At 59.8% G+C, this 17,225-nt stretch carries 15 protein-coding genes; 12 read left to right on the forward strand and 3 right to left on the reverse strand.

Annotation, left to right across the window (positions count from 1 at the left end):
• The first annotated feature begins 69 nt into the window (after positions 1 to 69).
• From G6K99_RS02110 to G6K99_RS02125, 4 genes are all read left to right on the forward strand, one after another.
• Positions 70 to 837 (forward strand): polysaccharide deacetylase family protein, encoded by a 768-nt coding sequence (locus tag G6K99_RS02110; RefSeq protein WP_113109457.1) that lies wholly within the window; start codon positions 70 to 72, stop codon positions 835 to 837.
• 170 nt (positions 838 to 1,007) lie between these two features.
• The gene (locus G6K99_RS02115; protein WP_062579001.1) at positions 1,008 to 1,211 is read left to right on the forward strand and encodes a KTSC domain-containing protein; all 204 of its coding nucleotides are present in this window, start codon (positions 1,008 to 1,010) and stop codon (positions 1,209 to 1,211) included.
• A 171-nt stretch (positions 1,212 to 1,382) separates the two neighbouring features.
• Positions 1,383 to 3,143: a bifunctional diguanylate cyclase/phosphodiesterase gene (locus tag G6K99_RS02120; protein WP_162237961.1), complete on the forward strand. Its 1,761-nt coding sequence runs from the start codon at positions 1,383 to 1,385 to the stop codon at positions 3,141 to 3,143.
• 117 nt (positions 3,144 to 3,260) lie between these two features.
• Positions 3,261 to 3,656, forward strand: coding sequence for a Rid family hydrolase (locus G6K99_RS02125; protein WP_174195573.1), 396 nt, complete (start codon positions 3,261 to 3,263; stop codon positions 3,654 to 3,656).
• Between the two features lie 18 nt (positions 3,657 to 3,674).
• Here the strand turns inward: G6K99_RS02125 and G6K99_RS02130 are convergent, their stop codons facing one another.
• Positions 3,675 to 4,538, reverse strand: coding sequence for a MurR/RpiR family transcriptional regulator (locus G6K99_RS02130; protein WP_174195574.1), 864 nt, complete (start codon positions 4,536 to 4,538; stop codon positions 3,675 to 3,677).
• Between the two features lie 136 nt (positions 4,539 to 4,674).
• Here G6K99_RS02130 and G6K99_RS02135 point away from each other — a divergent pair, with 136 nt between their 5' ends.
• The 6 genes from G6K99_RS02135 (at position 4,675) to G6K99_RS02160 (ending at position 12,843) form a co-directional block, all read left to right on the forward strand.
• The gene (locus G6K99_RS02135) at positions 4,675 to 5,763 is read left to right on the forward strand and encodes a D-TA family PLP-dependent enzyme (protein ID WP_174196025.1); all 1,089 of its coding nucleotides are present in this window, start codon (positions 4,675 to 4,677) and stop codon (positions 5,761 to 5,763) included.
• Between the two features lie 365 nt (positions 5,764 to 6,128).
• A complete protein-coding gene (locus G6K99_RS02140) occupies positions 6,129 to 7,610 on the forward strand; it encodes a M81 family metallopeptidase (RefSeq protein ID WP_174195575.1) in 1,482 nt (493 codons plus the stop codon).
• A gap of 62 nt (positions 7,611 to 7,672) precedes the next feature.
• Positions 7,673 to 9,202: an ABC transporter substrate-binding protein gene (locus G6K99_RS02145; RefSeq protein WP_174195576.1), complete on the forward strand. Its 1,530-nt coding sequence runs from the start codon at positions 7,673 to 7,675 to the stop codon at positions 9,200 to 9,202.
• A gap of 31 nt (positions 9,203 to 9,233) precedes the next feature.
• The gene (locus G6K99_RS02150; protein ID WP_162759435.1) at positions 9,234 to 10,175 is read left to right on the forward strand and encodes an ABC transporter permease; all 942 of its coding nucleotides are present in this window, start codon (positions 9,234 to 9,236) and stop codon (positions 10,173 to 10,175) included.
• 5 nt (positions 10,176 to 10,180) lie between these two features.
• Entirely contained in the window at positions 10,181 to 11,035 is an 855-nt protein-coding gene (locus G6K99_RS02155) for an ABC transporter permease (RefSeq protein WP_371816133.1), read from the forward strand.
• Between the two features lie 2 nt (positions 11,036 to 11,037).
• Positions 11,038 to 12,843: an ABC transporter ATP-binding protein gene (locus tag G6K99_RS02160; protein WP_174195577.1), complete on the forward strand. Its 1,806-nt coding sequence runs from the start codon at positions 11,038 to 11,040 to the stop codon at positions 12,841 to 12,843.
• 22 nt (positions 12,844 to 12,865) lie between these two features.
• Here the strand turns inward: G6K99_RS02160 and G6K99_RS02165 are convergent, their stop codons facing one another.
• Positions 12,866 to 13,954: a calcium-binding protein gene (locus G6K99_RS02165; protein WP_174195578.1), complete on the reverse strand. Its 1,089-nt coding sequence runs from the start codon at positions 13,952 to 13,954 to the stop codon at positions 12,866 to 12,868.
• Between the two features lie 197 nt (positions 13,955 to 14,151).
• Here G6K99_RS02165 and G6K99_RS02170 point away from each other — a divergent pair, with 197 nt between their 5' ends.
• Together G6K99_RS02170 and G6K99_RS02175 are read left to right on the forward strand one after the other, a co-directional pair.
• Positions 14,152 to 14,586: a BA14K family protein gene (locus G6K99_RS02170; RefSeq protein ID WP_062453869.1), complete on the forward strand. Its 435-nt coding sequence runs from the start codon at positions 14,152 to 14,154 to the stop codon at positions 14,584 to 14,586.
• A 370-nt stretch (positions 14,587 to 14,956) separates the two neighbouring features.
• Positions 14,957 to 15,577: a transglutaminase-like cysteine peptidase gene (locus G6K99_RS02175; RefSeq protein WP_244631340.1), complete on the forward strand. Its 621-nt coding sequence runs from the start codon at positions 14,957 to 14,959 to the stop codon at positions 15,575 to 15,577.
• Between the two features lie 147 nt (positions 15,578 to 15,724).
• Here G6K99_RS02175 and G6K99_RS02180 read toward each other — a convergent pair whose 3' ends face one another.
• Positions 15,725 to 17,182 (reverse strand): oligosaccharide flippase family protein, encoded by a 1,458-nt coding sequence (locus G6K99_RS02180; RefSeq protein ID WP_174195579.1) that lies wholly within the window; start codon positions 17,180 to 17,182, stop codon positions 15,725 to 15,727.
• Positions 17,183 to 17,225 lie beyond the last annotated feature (43 nt).

Raw genomic sequence — 17,225 nt, forward strand, 5'->3', positions numbered from 1 at the left:
CATGGTCGAATGGCGTGCAGGGGATTAAAAGCGGGATCCTGGAACAACCCGATCCTGCGGAAACTGACCATGCGCCTCTTGTCCACCGCCGCTATCCTCCTTTGCTGTCTTGCGCCTTTGGCGAAAGCAGACACTCTGGCGGTTCAGAAACTGGTCGAGCCGCGTCTGACGGTGGCGCCTGCGGGAAATGCGAAACACATCCGTGTTGCCCTTACCTTCGATGCCTGCATGGGCAAGGCCGACGAGCGTATTCTGACCACGCTGGTTCGTGAAAGAATTCCCGCAACGATCTTCGTCACGTCACGTTGGCTGAAGCACAATCCGGAAACCGTCGCTGTTCTGCGTGAAAACAGCGATCTCTTCGAGCTGGAAAATCACGGCGAGAATCACATTCCCGCAGTCGATATTCCGATCGCGATCTATGGCATACCGGCCGCAGGCTCGCCTGAAGCTGTCGGCCGCGAGGTGGGGAGAGGAGCCGACGCCATGCTTGCAGCCGGTCTTCCGAGACCGCACTGGTTTCGCGGCGCGACGGCAAAATATGATCTCTCGGCCATCCGGGAGATCCGGGCCATGGGTTTCAAGATCGCCGGCTATTCGCTGAACGGCGATGATGGCTCGCTCCTCGGCGCCGCGGCTGCCGAAAAACGGATTGCTGCTGCCAAGGATGGCGATGTGGTGATTTCACACATCAACCAGCCGACTCATGCCGCCGGCGAGGGGGTCGCTCGTGCACTGGTTGATCTGAAAAACAGAGGCGCAGAATTCGTTCGCCTCTCTGATTTCGAGGCCTCAGGCGACCATGAGACGACCGCCAAGCTGCCTGGATTGTTTTGAGGTGGATCGGGATCAGCCTCAAAAGGAGGGCTCGGAAATTGCTAGTTCCTCCGAATTTCATGTGAAAGCAACGAAGAGAGCGTGAGCATCTCGATTACTTAATTAAGCTTAAATTTTCTTGCAATTTTTATGCTGCACTGCATTATTGTCTCCGTTCAAGGAGTGCGATTATGCAAGCAGAGCTAAACTCATCTCTCTTCGATGCTGCTGCTTATGATGAAGGTGCAGAGCGTCTCCGGCTGTTCATGAAAAACGGGCAAATTCGCGAATTCGAGACGGTACCCGTGCAGGTGTTCCAGCAATTGGCAGGGTCCCGGTCGCCAGGACAGTATTACATCGAAAACATACGGTCCAAGTTCCCGATGTTCGGTTGATCGCCGAAACGGCGTCGCGCGGCGGTCGCGAACGGCCTGAGCTATCTCGCTGACGCGGATCGCCGGTGTTTAAAGGGTAGAGCTCCCTCATAATAACACGTGCACATTGTTTTAGTATTCGCTAAGTAATGGCTGTTATTGTCGTCGCCACTGATGTCGGCAGAGCAAGCCATGGAAAACAAACGCATCTGGACGAACAACGAACTGGACGACCTCCTGCGCCAGTTGAATGTTGCTTTGGAGGCTTCCGGCATCGGCATCTGGCAGCACAATCTGCGCAAGAACCAGACCCGCTGGGATGAGCAGCTGCAGGAGCTCTACGGTGTCCCGAAGGGACCGACGGATGTGGTGTGGCTCGAATGCGTCCACCCAGACGACCGAGATGCCGCCAATGCGCACTTCGAAAAGGCAATCGAAAACCGCGAAGACTATGCGTCACAGTTCAGGATCATCCGCCAGGATGGCTCCATTCGCCACCTTCGCTCACGCGCAAAGTTCTTCATCGACGGGAATGGCGAGCCATGCTTCGTCGGCGCGGAATGGGATGTCACCGACGATGTGATGCGAAGCCATCAACTGGCGGAAGAGCGGGAAGCCGCAGACCAGAGCCGCGCCGAAGCGCGCTATGCTGCTGACCACGACCACCTGACCGGACTTCTCAACCGCCGCAGCTTCGACGCGATATGTGCCAGCCTTGCAAAACGGGGTGAGCTGGACTTCGTGTCGCTGTGCCATCTCGACGTCGATAACTTTAAGGAAATCAACGACCGATATGGCCACGCCTGTGGAGATGTGGTCATCGCCCATGTCGCGTCGATCCTGAAGCAGGCAAGCCGCCCGGGAGATATCGTGGCGCGGCTGGGGGGTGACGAATTCGCCATCGTTTCGATGGACCGCGGCCTCAACGCGATGGAGAAGATCGTCGCCGAAATCCGCGCCGAGCTACAATCACCCGTTCTTCTCAACGGCAAGAATGTCGTTGTCACCTGTTCGATGGGCGTGGCGCAAACCTCGGCGTCGGATGTCACCGGACTGCTCGCCTGTTCCGATCTCGCGCTCTATGAGGCCAAGAGAAACGGACGCAACCGCGCCGAATGGTTCTCGCCCGCCATGGCAGCCGCATCGATTGCCGAAAAACACATCCTCTACGAGCTGCGCAGCGCCATCACCAACGGCAATTTCGTGCCGTTCTACCAGGTACAGGTCGATGCCCGGACCCGCGCGATCAAGGGCCTCGAAGCGCTGGTGCGGTGGAAACATGGAGAAGAGTTGAAGCCGCCCGGCGCATTTTTGCCGACTGCGGTGACGAACGGGTTGATCGACGAAATCGACGAAATCATGCTGCGCCTCGTCCTTGCCGACTTGAGGCGATGGCAAGCCGAGGGATTTGCTCTGCCGCGCGTGTCCGTCAACATGTCGGCCTCCCGCCTCTCCGATCCTGATTTGGAGGAAAAGCTCAAGCGTCTCGATATCCCGGCAGGCCAGGTGAGTTTCGAACTGGTCGAGACGATCTTCCTCGATGAGCTCACACCGGAGATCAGAGCCAATATCGATGCCATCCGGTCGCTTGGGATTGAAATCGAGATCGACGATCTCGGTTCGGGCCATGCCTCACTGCTCGGGTTGATCAAGCTTCGCCCGGACCGCGTCAAGATCGATCGGCAGCTCATCCTGCCCATGCTGGATGGCCTGCCCCAGCAGCGCCTGGTAGCCGCACTGGTCGATATCGCCCGGACGCTGGACATGGAAGTCGTCGCCGAGGGAGTCGAAACGCTCGGCCATGCGGACGTGCTGGCAAGTCTTGGCGTTGACCTGCTGCAAGGTTTTGCCTTTGGCCGGCCGGAGCCGGCACATGTCGTCGAGAAGCGCTTGGAGAAGCGCCATACGACGGCGCCGACCGGTTCGCGCGCGTCGTCGGCAAGGCGTCGCTGATATCCGAGCCGTTTTAACTACCGTAAATAATTTTCTCGTATTCCCCCGAGGTGCTGGAAATTCGCATCCAGGCAGTGCTAGATTCACGGTCGGTGAAAATAAATTACGGAGAGCATCGTGGGTCACAAGAAAATCGAACGTCTCGCTGTGGCCGACGCACAGGCGGGCGGCCAGCGACGTCCATTCGCCAAGGCCGTGCGCGCCGGCGATTTCGTCTATGTGTCCGGCCAGGTGCCGACGGTGGATGGCGAAGTGGTGACCGGTGGCATCGTGGCCCAGACCGAACAGGTCGTTGCGAACATCAAGGAAGTGCTTGCGCTTGCGGGCTGCACGCTGGCCGATGTCGTGAAGGTCAATGTCTGGCTCGACGATGCCCGTGACTTCTCCAGCTTCAATGCGGTGTTCCAGAAGCATTTCATCGATCATCCGCCGGCCCGCTCGACGGTACAGTCGCCGCTGATGGTCGATGCCAAGGTCGAGATGGACGTGATCGCCTACAAGCCGATCGACTGATTGTCGATATGCTGACCGTCAGTCTCCGAGAAGCTGGCGGTCGTCGCCGTCGCGGTTGCGCACCAGTTCTTCCTTGATGCTGCGCAGCGCCTTGAGGGCAATGTTGCGGTCGGCATAGGCGACCATGTTGGCGAGGATGTCGATCGCGGCAAGATAGGCAAAGCGGGTCGAGGTGGGGCGGAAGATGTTCTTGCCCTCCTGCATGTCGATGGCGATCGTCAGGTCAGCCGCATCGGAAACAGGCGAGCCCCGCTGCGTCATCACGATGGTGGGAATGCCATGTTGACGCAGCAGCTTGAGGCACTGGACGAGGCCCATGTCGCGGCCGGTATAGGACGACCCGAACACGACCGTGCCCGGCTGCGCTGCCGCCGAGATCATCAGGTTCATGTTGTGGTCGTTCGAGGCATTGATGCGGCAGCCGAGACGAAAGAGGCGATTGTGCAGCTCGTTGACGACCATCGCGGAATTGCCGCTGGCACCGAATGCCTGGATGAATTCGGCGCCGCGCAGCATCTGCGCCGCCTTTTCGATCGCGCCAAGGTCGAGCTGTCGATGCAAATCGAAAAGCGCGTTCTGGGCTTTCGAGATGATGTCTTGGGCAACCTCTTCCACCGTCGCGGTCGGTGCTTCCGGCTTCAGGTAGCGCAGGCCCACATAGGCCATCTTGGCCAGCTGAACCTTGAAGTCGGAATAGCCCTGGCAGCCCAGTCGGCGGCAGAACCTTGTCACGGTCGGCGGCGAAACCCCGGCACGCTCGGCCAGATCGCTGATCGAGGAATTGACCACGAAATCGACATTGGCGAGCGCAAACTGCGCCAGTTTCGTCTCCAGGCTCGAGAGCCTGCCGTCTTCGTCGGAAAGCGCGTGAAACAGGTCCATCAAGTATCTTCCTCGAAACTGGTCGCACAAACGAAGCACGTCACGATCGTGAAAATGAATTTCACCAGTTCTTGCCCTGATAGCACAAAGCGGGCAAGCATCAACGAAACCAGCCATGCCCACAGAGGTTTACATCATGAACTATCCCTGGCCTGAACCCGGCACACCGCTCGATCAGATCGCAACGCCGATGCCCGTGATCGACGAGGATCGGCTTGCCGCCAATATTGCAAGGGTGCAGGCTTACTGCGAAGCGCAGGGCAAGGCGTTCCGGCCGCATATCAAGACCCACAAGATCGCAGCCGTCGCCCGCCAGCAGATCGAAGCCGGCGCCGTCGGCCTCAACTGCCAGAAGGTCACCGAAGCCGAAGTGTTCGCCGATGCCGGTTTCGACGACATCCTGATCACCTACAATATCCTCGGACCCGTGAAACTCGCGCGGCTGAAGGCGCTGAATGCGCGCGTGTCAAAGCTTGCCGTCGTCGCAGATAGTGAAACGACCGTGTCGGGCCTGTCTGCAACGTTCGATGCCGATCGCCCGATGACGGTCCTGATCGAATGCGATACGGGCGCAAAACGCTGCGGCGTGCAGACGCCGGAACAGGCGGTGGCTCTTGCTGAGAAGATTGCGGCGGCGCCCGGCCTGCGCTTCGGTGGCATCATGACCTACCCGGCCATCGGTGGCGCAGAGGCCGTCGAGGAGTTCATGGCGACCACCATGTCGCTTCTGTCGGAAAAGGGCATCGAATGCCCGGTGCGGTCCAGCGGCGGTTCACCGGATCTGTTTTCGGCGCATCTGGTGCCCTCCGCCACCGAACATCGGGCCGGCACCTATGTCTATAACGACCGCAGCATGGTGCGCGCCGGTCACTGCACGCCAGACGATCTGGCCATGAATATCCTCGCAACGGTCGTTTCGAAGCCGGCGCCTGACCGGGCGGTGCTCGACTGCGGCTCGAAGGCGCTGACCTCCGATCTGCTCGGCTTTTCGGATTACGGTTCACTCGTCGGCTTCGAGGGCGCGCGGATCGTCTCGCTGTCGGAAGAACATGCGGTGGTCGATCTCTCGGGCTGTGCAGTGCCGTTTGCGGAGATCGGTCAGATCGTGAAGGTCGTGCCGAACCACACCTGCGTCGTCACTAACCTGTTCGACCGGATGGTGTTTCATCGGGACGGCATCGTCACGCGGGTCGAAAACGTCGATGCCCGCGGCACCGTCTGGTAGCTGACGGATCGATTTCCTCCGAGCGAATGAAAATCGGGCGCCTGTTTCGGGCGCCCTTTTTCATGTTCGCAGCGCGAAATGCCATGAAGGTGAAAATTTCCCCGAATTCAGATCTGTAGAAAATAAATTACACAAATTGGTGCGAGTTCTGGAAATTCGTTGACTTCAGCCGGGTTTGACGCATTATGAAGAAAATAAATTACACCAAAATGGTGAATGGGCGAACTGAACGAGAAACGGGACTGAGGTTTTCCGGAGCGTGGCATGCCTGCTCCGGCGATCGACAAAATTCATGCAATAGGGGTGCTGGCGCTCGGTGACCATGACGGGAGCCTGATGCCGTTGGACCTATCCGGATAAGACATATGCGCATCTTCACCGCCTCGCTGGCGACCGAGACCAACACATTCTCTCCCGTCCCGACGGATATGAACGCCTTTAAGGCGGCGTTCTTCGCCGGTCCGGGCGAGCATCCGGATACGCCGACGCTGTGCTCGTCCGTCGTGCCAATTCTGCGCCGCCGCGGCCGGGCCGAAGGTTTTACCGTGATCGAGGGCACGTCCTGCTGGGCAGAGCCCGCCGGCCTGATCCAGCGCCAGACCTATGAGGCGCTGCGCGACCTGATCCTCGCCGAACTGACGGCAGCACTTCCCGTCGATGGCGTCGTGCTCGGTCTCCACGGTGCAATGGCAGCGCAGGGCTATGACGATCCGGAAGGTGATTTTCTGGCCCGTGTCCGGCAGATCGTCGGCCCGGATGTTCTGGTTGCCGCCGAATTCGATCCGCACAGTCACCTGACGCCCCTGCGCGTCGCCAATCTCGATATCATGGCTGCCTTCCTCGAATTCCCCCATACGGATTTCGAACAGCGCGGTGAACACGTGGTCGAGCTGGCGCTGCAGGCCTTGAAGGGCAAGATCAAGCCGGTCATCTCCACATTCGACTGCCGGATGATCACGATCTTCCCGACCAGCCGCGAGCCGATGCGCTCCTTCGTCGATCGCATGCAAGCGATGGAAGGCAAGGACGGCATTCTATCTGCCTCGGTCATTCACGGCTTCATGGCCGGCGACCTGCCCGACATGGGCACCCGCATCGTCGTCGTGACCGACAACGACAAGGCCAAGGGCGATGCGCTTGCGGCCTCTCTCGGTCGCGAGCTCTACAGCCTGCGCCGGCAGACTGCGATGCCCATGCTCGATACCGAAGCGGGCCTCGACAAGGCCGTGTTGATCCGCGCCTCGCATCCCGGATTGCCGGTGACGATCGCCGATGTCTGGGACAATCCCGGCGGCGGCGTGGCGGGTGATGCGACCTTCATCCTGCGCCGGATGATGGAGCGCGGCATGGATGATTTCGCCGTTGCGACCATCTGGGATCCGATTGCCGTCACCTTCTGCCAGGCGGCAGGAGAGGGCGCGGAACTCAGCCTGCGCATTGGTGGAAAATCCGGTCCGGAAGGCGGTGAACCGCTCGATCTGCGCGTCACGGTGCAAAGCGTGTTCGATGCGGGCTGGCAGAGCTTTCGCAACAGCCGCGTTACGCTGGGCAGCACCGCCGTCGTGCGCCCGGTCGGTACCCATATCGATATCGTGCTGATCACCAGCCGCACCCAGACCTACGAGCCCGACATCTTTGCCAATCAGGGCATCGCATTTGCGGCCAAATCCTATCTGCTCGTCAAGTCGACCAACCATTTTCACGCGGGCTTCCAGCCGGTCTCGTCCGAGATCGTCTATATCGCCGCGCCGACCTGTTACCCGACCAATCCCGCAACGACGCCCTATCGCAAGGCGAGCCTCGAAATATGGCCGCGCGTCGCCGATCCGCTGGGACTGGATGCCTGAATTTTCGACCGGACAGGAAAGCCGGCCGGGATTTGATCACTGAAGACAACAAGGGGATGATAATGAAAAAGAGTGCACTTGTTCTCATGACGCTGGCGGCTTTGGCCGGCACCAGCAGCCTCGCGCTGACAAAGGCGAATGCCCAGGCAGGCGACGGCGTGCTGACGGTTGCAACGATCGGCGAGCCGCCGTCGCTCGACGTGATGCAGACGCCGACCGATATCGTGCTGACGATCGACCAGCACATTTTCGAAACGCTCTACACCTACGACGCCGAGTGGAAGTCCGTGCCGCTTCTGGCCGCTGCCATGCCGACGCTTTCGGAAGATGGTCTTACCTACAAGATCCCGCTGCGCGAAGGCGTGAAGTTTCACGATGGCAGCGACTTCGATGCCAAGGACGTCACCGCCTCGCTGAAGCGCTGGATGACGATCAATTCCAAGGGCAAGCAGGTTGCCGGCGTCGTCGAAAGCGTCGCGGAAGATGGCGACCATGCCATCGTCATCAAGCTGAAGTCGCGCTATGCGCCGCTGCTCGCGACCCTGTCGCAGGCGTCGGTCATCCTGCCATCCGAAAAGATCGCAGATACGTTGACCGAATTCGTCGGCACGGGTCCTTACTCGCTGAAGGAACGCAAGCCCGACCAGTACACCCAGCTCGTCCGTTTCGACGGCTACAAGTCGCCTGAGGGTGAGCCGAGCAACTATGCCGGCAAGCGCGAGGCGATCGCCAAGGAAATCCGTTTCGTGCCGGTTCCAGACGCCAATACCCGCGTCGAAGGCCTCATCTCCGGCCAGTTCGATTTCGCCGACTCGCTGCCGGTCAGCGCCTATGAGCGCGTCGAAAAGAGCAGCAATGCCAAGCCAGTCATCTTCAAGAATGCCGGCTGGGCATCGATGAACATGAACATGAAGGAAGGCCTTCTGGTTAAGAAGGAACTCCGTCAGGCCGTTCAGGCAGCGCTCAATGCTTCCGACATGATGCTCGCCGCTTTCTCCGACGACCGCTTCTTCAGCGTCGATGCCTCGATCTTCCCGGAAGGCTCCGTCTGGCACACCGAAGCGGGCGTTGCCCGTTATGGCGAAGGCGATCCGGAAGCGGCGGCCAAGCTGCTCAAGGCTGCCGGTTACGATGGCCAGCCGCTGCGCCTGATGACCAGCCGCCAGTACGAATTCCACTACAAGATCGGCGAAGTCGCGAAGGCCTATCTGGAAGCTGCAGGCTTCAAGGTCGATCTGCAGGTGGTCGACTGGGCGACGCTGACGACCCGTCGCGCCGACGCCAAGCAGTGGGACATCTTCATCACCCACTCCAACTTCCCGGGCGATCCGACGACGATCAACACGATCACCGACACCTATCCGGGCTGGTACGTCTCCGACCAAAAGACCAAGGCCGTTGCGACCTACATGGACGCCACGACCGACGACGCCAAGAAGACCGCATGGGACGCAATCCAGACGGTCATCTACGACGATGCGCCGCTCTACAAGGTCGGCAACTTCAATGGTGTTTCGGGTCTCGCCAACGGCGTTTCCGGTTATGAGCCGACCTACTGGCCGCATTTCTGGAACGTGAGCCCGAAGAAGTAAGCTGGATAACTAGGGACTGGCTATGGCAAGGATCGCACAGGCACTTTTGAAACGGCTGGGGGGCATGGCCATCGTGCTCGCCCTCGTCGTGACGGTGGTCTTCATCATCGTTCGCGTGACGCCTGGCGATCCTGCCGCTGTCATGCTGGGGTCGGATGCGACCCCGGAAGACATCGCGCAGCTGCGCACCCGCATGGGCCTCGATGCGCCCATGCTCGTCCAGTACGGCCAGTTCGTGCTGGGCATTCTGAAAGGCGATCTCGGTCAGTCCATCTTCTTGAACCAGCCGGTCACGACTGCACTTGCCGCGCGTGCGGAGCCAACCTTTTTCCTCACGCTGTTCTCGATCCTGATCGCGGTTGCCATCGCGCTTCCTGTCGGCATTCTCTCGGCCGTCAAGCGCGGCACGATCTTCGACCAGATCGTGGTGACGCTGACCATGGTTGCGGCAAGCGTGCCGAGCTTCTGGCTCGGGCTGATGCTGATCCAGATCTTCGCGGTCGGGCAGGGCTGGTTCCCGGCTTCCGGCTATGGCGGTCCGGGTACGCCGTTCTTCGAGCGGCTGCATCACCTCGTCCTGCCGGCCGTGGCACTCGGCGTCGTCAACTCGGCGCTCATCACACGCTTCACGCGCGCCGCAATGCTGGACGTTCTCGGCGACGATTACGTCCGCACGGCACGCGCCAAGGGAGCGGGCGAGGGCCGCGTTATCCTCAAGCACGCCTTGAAGAACGCGCTGATCCCCATCATCACCGTCATCGGCCTGTCGGTCGCCATGCTGGTCGCGGGTGCTGTCGTGACGGAAACCGTGTTCGGCCTTCCCGGCGTCGGCAACCTCGTCGTCTCGGCCGTGTTGCGGCGTGATTATCCGGTCATCCAGGGCGCGTTGCTCGTCGTTGCCGCCATCTACGTTCTCATCAACTTCATCGTCGACATGCTCTACATCATCGTTGATCCGCGGGTGCGCCTATGAACACCATGGCCTCCGTTTCCATGCCCTTCGCGTCAAGCCTTCGCCGCCTGTTCGGAAACCGCGCGATGCTGGCCGGCGCCATCATTCTGGTGGTCGTCGTTGCAGCTGCACTGCTTGCGCCCTGGGTCGCCCCTTACGCGCCAAACAAGCTGTCGATCGTCAACAAGCTGAAGCCGCCGTCGATGGCGAATTTCTTCGGCACGGACGAATTCGGCCGCGACATCTTTTCGCGCGCCATCTTCGCAGGCCGCATCTCGCTGATGGTCAGCCTCGGCGTGGTCGCCATTTCCACGGTTCTCGGGGTCATTCTGGGTGTCGCTGCCGGCTTCTTCCGCAAGCTCGACGCGCCGATTTCGCGCCTCCTCGATGCGATGATGTCGTTTCCCGATATCCTGCTCGCGATCGCGCTCGTCGCGGCACTCGGTCCGTCGCTCACGACCGTCATCCTGGCGCTCGGCATCACCTACGCGCCGCGTCTTGCCCGCATCATCCGCGGCTCGACGCTGGTGTTGCGCGAACTGCCCTATATCGAGGCAGCTGTGGCCATGGGTCTGCCCACATGGCAGATCCTGCTCCGCCACGTTCTCCTCAACCTCGCATCGCCCATCCTCGTGCAGGCAACCTTCGTCTTCGCCTCTGCCATGCTTGCGGAAGCGAGCCTCTCTTTCCTCGGCGTCGGTGTTTCCACCGATATGCCGACCTGGGGCACGATGCTGGCTTCGGGCCGCGAATACATGAACAACGCTCCGTGGCTGATGGTCTTTCCGGGCCTTGCCATCGTGTTTTCGGTTCTCTCCCTGCAGTTGCTGGGCGATGGCCTGCGCGATCTCGTCGATCCACGGCTGGCGAAGGAAAGCTGATCATGACCGACACAGTAAAAACGACCCCGCCTGTTCTGTCGGTCGAAAACCTGACGACCTCCTTCAAGACGCCGGAAGGATGGAAGGCCGTCATCCGCAACATCAGCCTGTCCGTCGATGCCGGTGAGACGGTGGCGATCGTCGGCGAGAGCGGTTCTGGCAAAAGCGTCACAGCGCTCTCCACCATGCGGCTCCTGCCGCCGGGACGCTCGCGCACCGAGGGCCGAATCCTGCTCGACGGCAAGGACCTGCTTGCCGCAAGCGAATCCGATATGCGCAAGGTCCGCGGCGGCTCGATCGGCATGATCTTCCAGGAGCCGATGACCTCGCTCAACCCGGTCTTCACCATCGGCAACCAGATTGCCGAAGCGCTGGTCCTGCATCGCGGCCTGTCGTGGGGCCAAGCCGAGGCCGAGACCGTGCGGCTGATGGAGCGGGTGCGCATCCCCGCCGCCAAGGCGCGGCTGCACGAATATCCGCACAAGTTCTCCGGCGGCATGCGCCAGCGCGTGATGATTGCCATGGCGCTTGCCTGCCGTCCGAAACTGCTGATCGCCGACGAACCGACGACGGCGCTGGATGTGACCATCCAGGCCGAAATCCTCCACCTGCTGCGCGAGTTGCAGCGCGAGGAAAACATGGGCGTGCTGTTCATCACCCACGACATGGGCGTGGTGGCCGAAATCGCCGACCGCACGGTGGTGATGTTCCGCGGCGACATGATCGAGACCGGTCCGACCACCGAGATCTTCGCAAGTCCGAAGGCGATCTACACGAAGTCGCTGCTCGCCTCGATCCCGCGCCTCGGCGCGATGGGCGCGTGCGTGGCGCCCAAGCGCTTCCCCGAGGTCGATCCCGCGACGGGAGTAGCGACCGAAGGCCGCGAGATGAAACCGGTTTCCCAGACCGTCGCACCGATCCTCAGGGTGGAAAATCTCGCCGTCCGCTTCGACCTGCCGAATGGTCGAGTCCATGCGGTGGAAGACGTATCCTTCGATCTGCGCCCCGGTGAAACACTGTCGCTGGTCGGTGAATCCGGTTGCGGCAAGTCGACGACCGGACGCGCGATCATCCGTCTGCTCAATCCCTCCGCCGGCTCGATCGTGATCGACGGCCAGGATGTGACCAAGGCGGGCACGCGCGATCTGCGAACCATGCGTCGCAATTCGCAGATGATCTTCCAGGATCCGTTTGCCTCGCTCAATCCGCGCATCACCGTCGGTTCGGCCATTGCCGAGCCGGTCCTTGCGCATAAAATGATGGGCAAGCGCGAGGCCAAGGCGCGGGTTTCAGAACTGCTGGAACAGGTGGGGCTTTCAGCCGCGATGGCCGATCGCCATCCCCATGAATTCTCGGGCGGGCAGCGCCAGCGCATCTCGATCGCGCGCGCGCTCGCGCTGGAGCCGAAATTCATCGTTGCCGACGAAGCGGTCTCGGCACTCGACGTCACGGTCAAGGCGCAGGTCTCAAACCTGCTGCTCGAGCTTCAGGAAAAACACGGTCTGGCCTACCTGTTCATCTCCCACGACATGGCCGTCGTGGAGCGCATGAGCCATCGGGTCGCTGTCATGTTCCTTGGAGAAATCGTGGAGATCGGGCCGCGGTCGGCGATTTTCGACAATCCGCAGCATGCCTATACCCGCCGGCTGATTTCCGCCGTGCCGGTTCCCGACCCGTCACGCCGCGGTGAGACGCCGCCACCATTGTCCGAAGAGATAAAAAGCCCCGTTAGGCCGCTCGATTACGTGGCGCCGAAGCGCACCTATCTCGAGGTCTCGCCGGGTCATTTCGTCCAGCAGGCAGCGTAGCGCAAAAGCCTGCCGACTACGATCAGGCGATGATGTCGAAGTCGGCTGCGGTGATGTTGAGGCCCTTGTCGACGGTGGCAAACAGCATCTGCCCGTATTTGCCGGTTCCATCGGCGTCGTAGTAGAGACGGCCGGTCGCCTTGTCGTAGATGATCCGGTCGGATGCGTCGCTGGCCGCGGTGCCGCTATGGAATGCATCCGATGCGAGATCCCCAACCGTGCCGGCCTTTGTGAATATATCCGTGTCGAGCCAGATCGTGTCATCCGCGACGGAGAAATCCGTGATCGTATCCACATTGCCCTTCTTGTTCAGTCGCGTGTCGAACACGAAACTGTCCGCGCCTTCGCCGCCTGTCAGGCGATCGTTCGAAAGGCCGCCGGAAAGGACGTTCGAGCCCTGGTCGCCCGTCAGCACGTCGCGGTATTGCGACCCGATGAGGTTCTCGATCGAGGTATAGGTGTCGCCCTTGGCATTGTTTGTATTGCCCTGCGGCGAGGCGAGGCTCGCAACAATTGCCATGGTGGCATTGGCGTAGGAGACGGTATCGGTTCCGGCACCACCGTCCATCTTGTCGGCGCCGGCGCTGCTCATCAGCTTGTCGTCGCCCTTGCCGCCGGACATGATGTCTGCGTAACGCGATCCGTTAAGCACGTCGTTGCCGTCACCCCCAAGCTTGGGTTCATTGAAGGTCACGGTCACTGTGATGTACGACGTCGGACCCGCCTTGATGCCTGTAAAGTCGATCGCGATCTTGTTGTAGTCGAACGAAACGTCCCGGCTGTCGAGGCCGGCAATATTGCTCTTGATCGAGACGCCGACGATCGGCGAAAGGTTGTTGTTGATATCGGTAAACACCGGCCCGTTGAAGTGCACAGCGCTGGCGGTATCGCTTGAAGTCGGCTTGTAACCAGAGGTCCACAAGGCATACTGGGTAAACTCGAAGCGGATCGAGTTGTCCTGCAGTTTCAGCTGGAACAGCGACTTTGTATTGACGGTAAGCGCGGCAACCGCGGTGGTGTCAACCACGCTGACGACGTCCTTGTCGAGGGACGGCGTAAGCCTGTTTGGGAACTGATACTCGTAGCCGAAGGGGTTGCCGTAAAAGCCCATGGGATGCTCCGCACGCTCTGAACAATCAGAAATAGCGGAGAATGCTTATTTAAGATTTAAACGATGTATTGGCCGCTGTTCCCGTTGTCGCGATCGCTCAAGGTTGGAAACACCTGTAACGCGGGCCTCACTCTCGCGTGATGAGGGAACTCCCTGTTGCGTCAATGTGTTGTCTCTCCATAACACGGAGAACTAATATGCATATTGTTACGAAGTTTCTGACCGCGTCGTCGCTTGCGGTGGCACTGGGCCTCACCTCGCTTGTCCCGGCGACTGCCGCACCCCTGCCGATGGTGAAGTCGCCTCAGGTATCCGATGTCGAACATGTCCAGTATCGTCGTGACATGCGCGAACGCCGGGAAATGCGTGATCGTCGGGGCTGGCACCAGGGCCACCGTGGATACCGTGACCGCCGTCCGGGCTATCGCCGTCATTCCGATGGTTTCTGGTATCCCCTCGCAGCATTCGGCGCTGGCGCAATCATCGGCGGTGCCGTGACAAGTCGCCCGGCCCGCGCAGGTACCCGTGCTCACGTCCAGTGGTGTGCCGACCGCTACCGCAGCTACCGTGCATCGGATAACAGCTACGTGCCACGTGCGGGCGTTCGCGCGCAGTGCAACTCGCCCTACTGAGGGCGTCTAGCCTTTTGAGGTGATGAGGGGCAGCGCATTGAGCCGCTGCCCCCATTTTTGATCCAGGTTCCCTGTTGAATATCTGGATCGAGCTACCATATCTTGGCTACAACATTGTTTTCGTCGGCGACCACGGATGTACTGGCGCAGTGGCTGAGAGCAATGCAGGGAGGTCGGCGCGTGTATTCGCTCCGGCCTTTTTTATTGCCCTGATGGCAGCAGTTCCTTGAACCATCAGCAAATCGATATCTGCAGTAGTTCTTAAAAAGAAAAATTCAATCTGCACGACGATTAAAATCTTACACTTTCTCAAAACGTGATATACAACGAATGCAGGTAAATTTCTCTCCATTCCACATGGAGACGTGCCATGAAACTGCATTCGATAGTCATGACTCTGGCGTTTTTCGCAGTTCCATCGGTAACGATGGCGGCTGGCCCTGTCGGCATTCTGCGGGATGTGAGAGGCTCAATGCAGCGCATCCAGGAAAGTGGTTTTGCGCTTGCACCTTACGCTTTTGCGAAATTCTGCCGTAGCAATCAGGAGCAGTGCGCCGATACCGGCGGCGACGGCATCGTCGAACTGACTGATGATCGCAAGGCGCAACTGCTTTCGGTGAATTCAGGCATCAATCGCACCGTCCGTCCCGTCAATGATGCCGACGGCTCCGACGAGTGGAGCATTGACGTGGCGTCAGGCGATTGCGAAGATTACGCGCTCACGAAGCGCAAACACCTCATCTCCCTAGGCTGGCCTTCCGGATCGCTGAGAATGGCTGTGGCAAGAACGCGGTCCGGAGAGGGACATGCGGTGCTGGTTGCAAAGACATCCGCCGGCGACCTGGTGCTGGACAACCGGTTCTCTGAAATCAAGCCGTGGAAGAAGACCGACCTGACCTGGATCATGATGCAGTCGCAGAACAGCCCTAGGATCTGGGTCAAGATCGGGCCATCCAACGACCGCCCGACCTTTGTTGCCAACCAATGGTAAACTAGGGTCGCACTCGTCAGGCACCGGCGCGCTGTCCTGATCGATCAGGTCGGACGCCCCGACGGTTACGATGATACCGTATCAGACCACCAACCTTCCCCAGGACCTCGAGACGAAGGCCAGCCTGCGAGACAGCCGGGCTTTAGATCAGGCAGCAGTCGGCGCACGAACGCGCCGCGCCTTCCAGATCTCAAGAACTGGCCGGATACGATCGTGAAATACGAACGCGCATATCAATGCGTATGCCAGAGAGGCCGTAACGCTAAATGATACAGCGACTGATAAGTGTTTGAGATCGAGCTGCCATAGCCATAGAAACCCGGTCAGGGTTGATACGATCGCAATCGCGACAAGCGCCGGAAATGTTGTTTTGATCCCATCAAACGCGTTGATCTCACTGAATCGTTTCTGCACGGCCAGGAGAATAAACAACGCTGTCAGAGAGAATCTCAGGCTGAACATCGCTGCTGCCCAAAAAATCCCGAAATATGCTCCGACTGCAATCATCGCGACATCAGCAAGTGCCTGGTAAACATTGTTCAGGAATGCCAAGCTTGGGTGTCCTGTTGCAACCAGGAAGGTTTGCACTGGCACGACAACCGCAATGAACGGTAGCGCCACCAGCATCAGTGTTATCGTTTCGGGCAGTTGTGGCCACCTGTCTCCAAAAAACATAAATGCGACATAGGGCGCTGAAAAAGCGGAAGCGACAAAAGGTATCGCGGCAACAAGGCCTGTTACCGCGCATGACCTCCACATCGTGCTTATCATCCGGTCACGATCCTCACCCATCCTCGAAAAGATTGGGAGCAGGATGTTGTTGATCGGATTGAGAAACAGGCTTGATGCGAGATCAAGCACCGTGCGTGATAGCCGAAAAACACCCGTCGCTGTCGGTGTCGCGACCAAACCGACCACCACATCGGCAGAGCGCACGTTGATCTGCGTGACTGCCGACATTCCGATTACGGCGAACGAGAAATTCAGCGTCGACCGCATCGAGATCAGCGTCGGCATGGCCGTTGGCTTCCAGCGCGCCGCCACAACACTGACCATCGCCGCAACGATCGGCGTTATCACGACGACTGCAACGATGCTCCAGGCGCCGAACCCCGAAAACGCAAGCGCGCAGCAGACAATCCCACCCACAAGCAACCCGGCCGACTTTCGGACCGCCAGTACCTTGTAGGCGAAATCTCGCGCGAGCAGTCCTTCCGGCACGACCGCGAGCGCTGAGACAAGGGGAGCGATCGACGTCACGGCAACCATCCCACTGAGGCCGGAGAAGGTTTCCAGGTGGCGGAGAAGGGCGCTCGCTATCAACAGTAGCGCCGAGCCGCAAAGGCCAAGCAGAAGGAAGAGACCGAAGACCGAATTGACGAAGTCATCGTCGAGCAATCGCCGCTGTATCACCACCTGGCTTCCGGACTGCAGGGTGGACGCGATGATCACGGCCGGCGCGGTTGAAAGCGCTGCGACACCAAACTCATGCGGCCCGAGCAAGGCTGCCGCAATCAGAAACACCACGGTCTGCGTCAGCCGCTCGACGAGCACCTGCGCAAGCGACCAGCTCGTACCCTTGATTGCCAGTTTCAAATAGGACATGTGAACCCGATCGGTGATATTTCGGTCGCGTCATGCGAATGGT

The sequence above is a fragment of the Neorhizobium sp. AL 9.2.2 genome (assembly GCF_013317225.1).
Classification (GTDB): Bacteria; Pseudomonadota; Alphaproteobacteria; order Rhizobiales; family Rhizobiaceae; genus Neorhizobium; species Neorhizobium soli.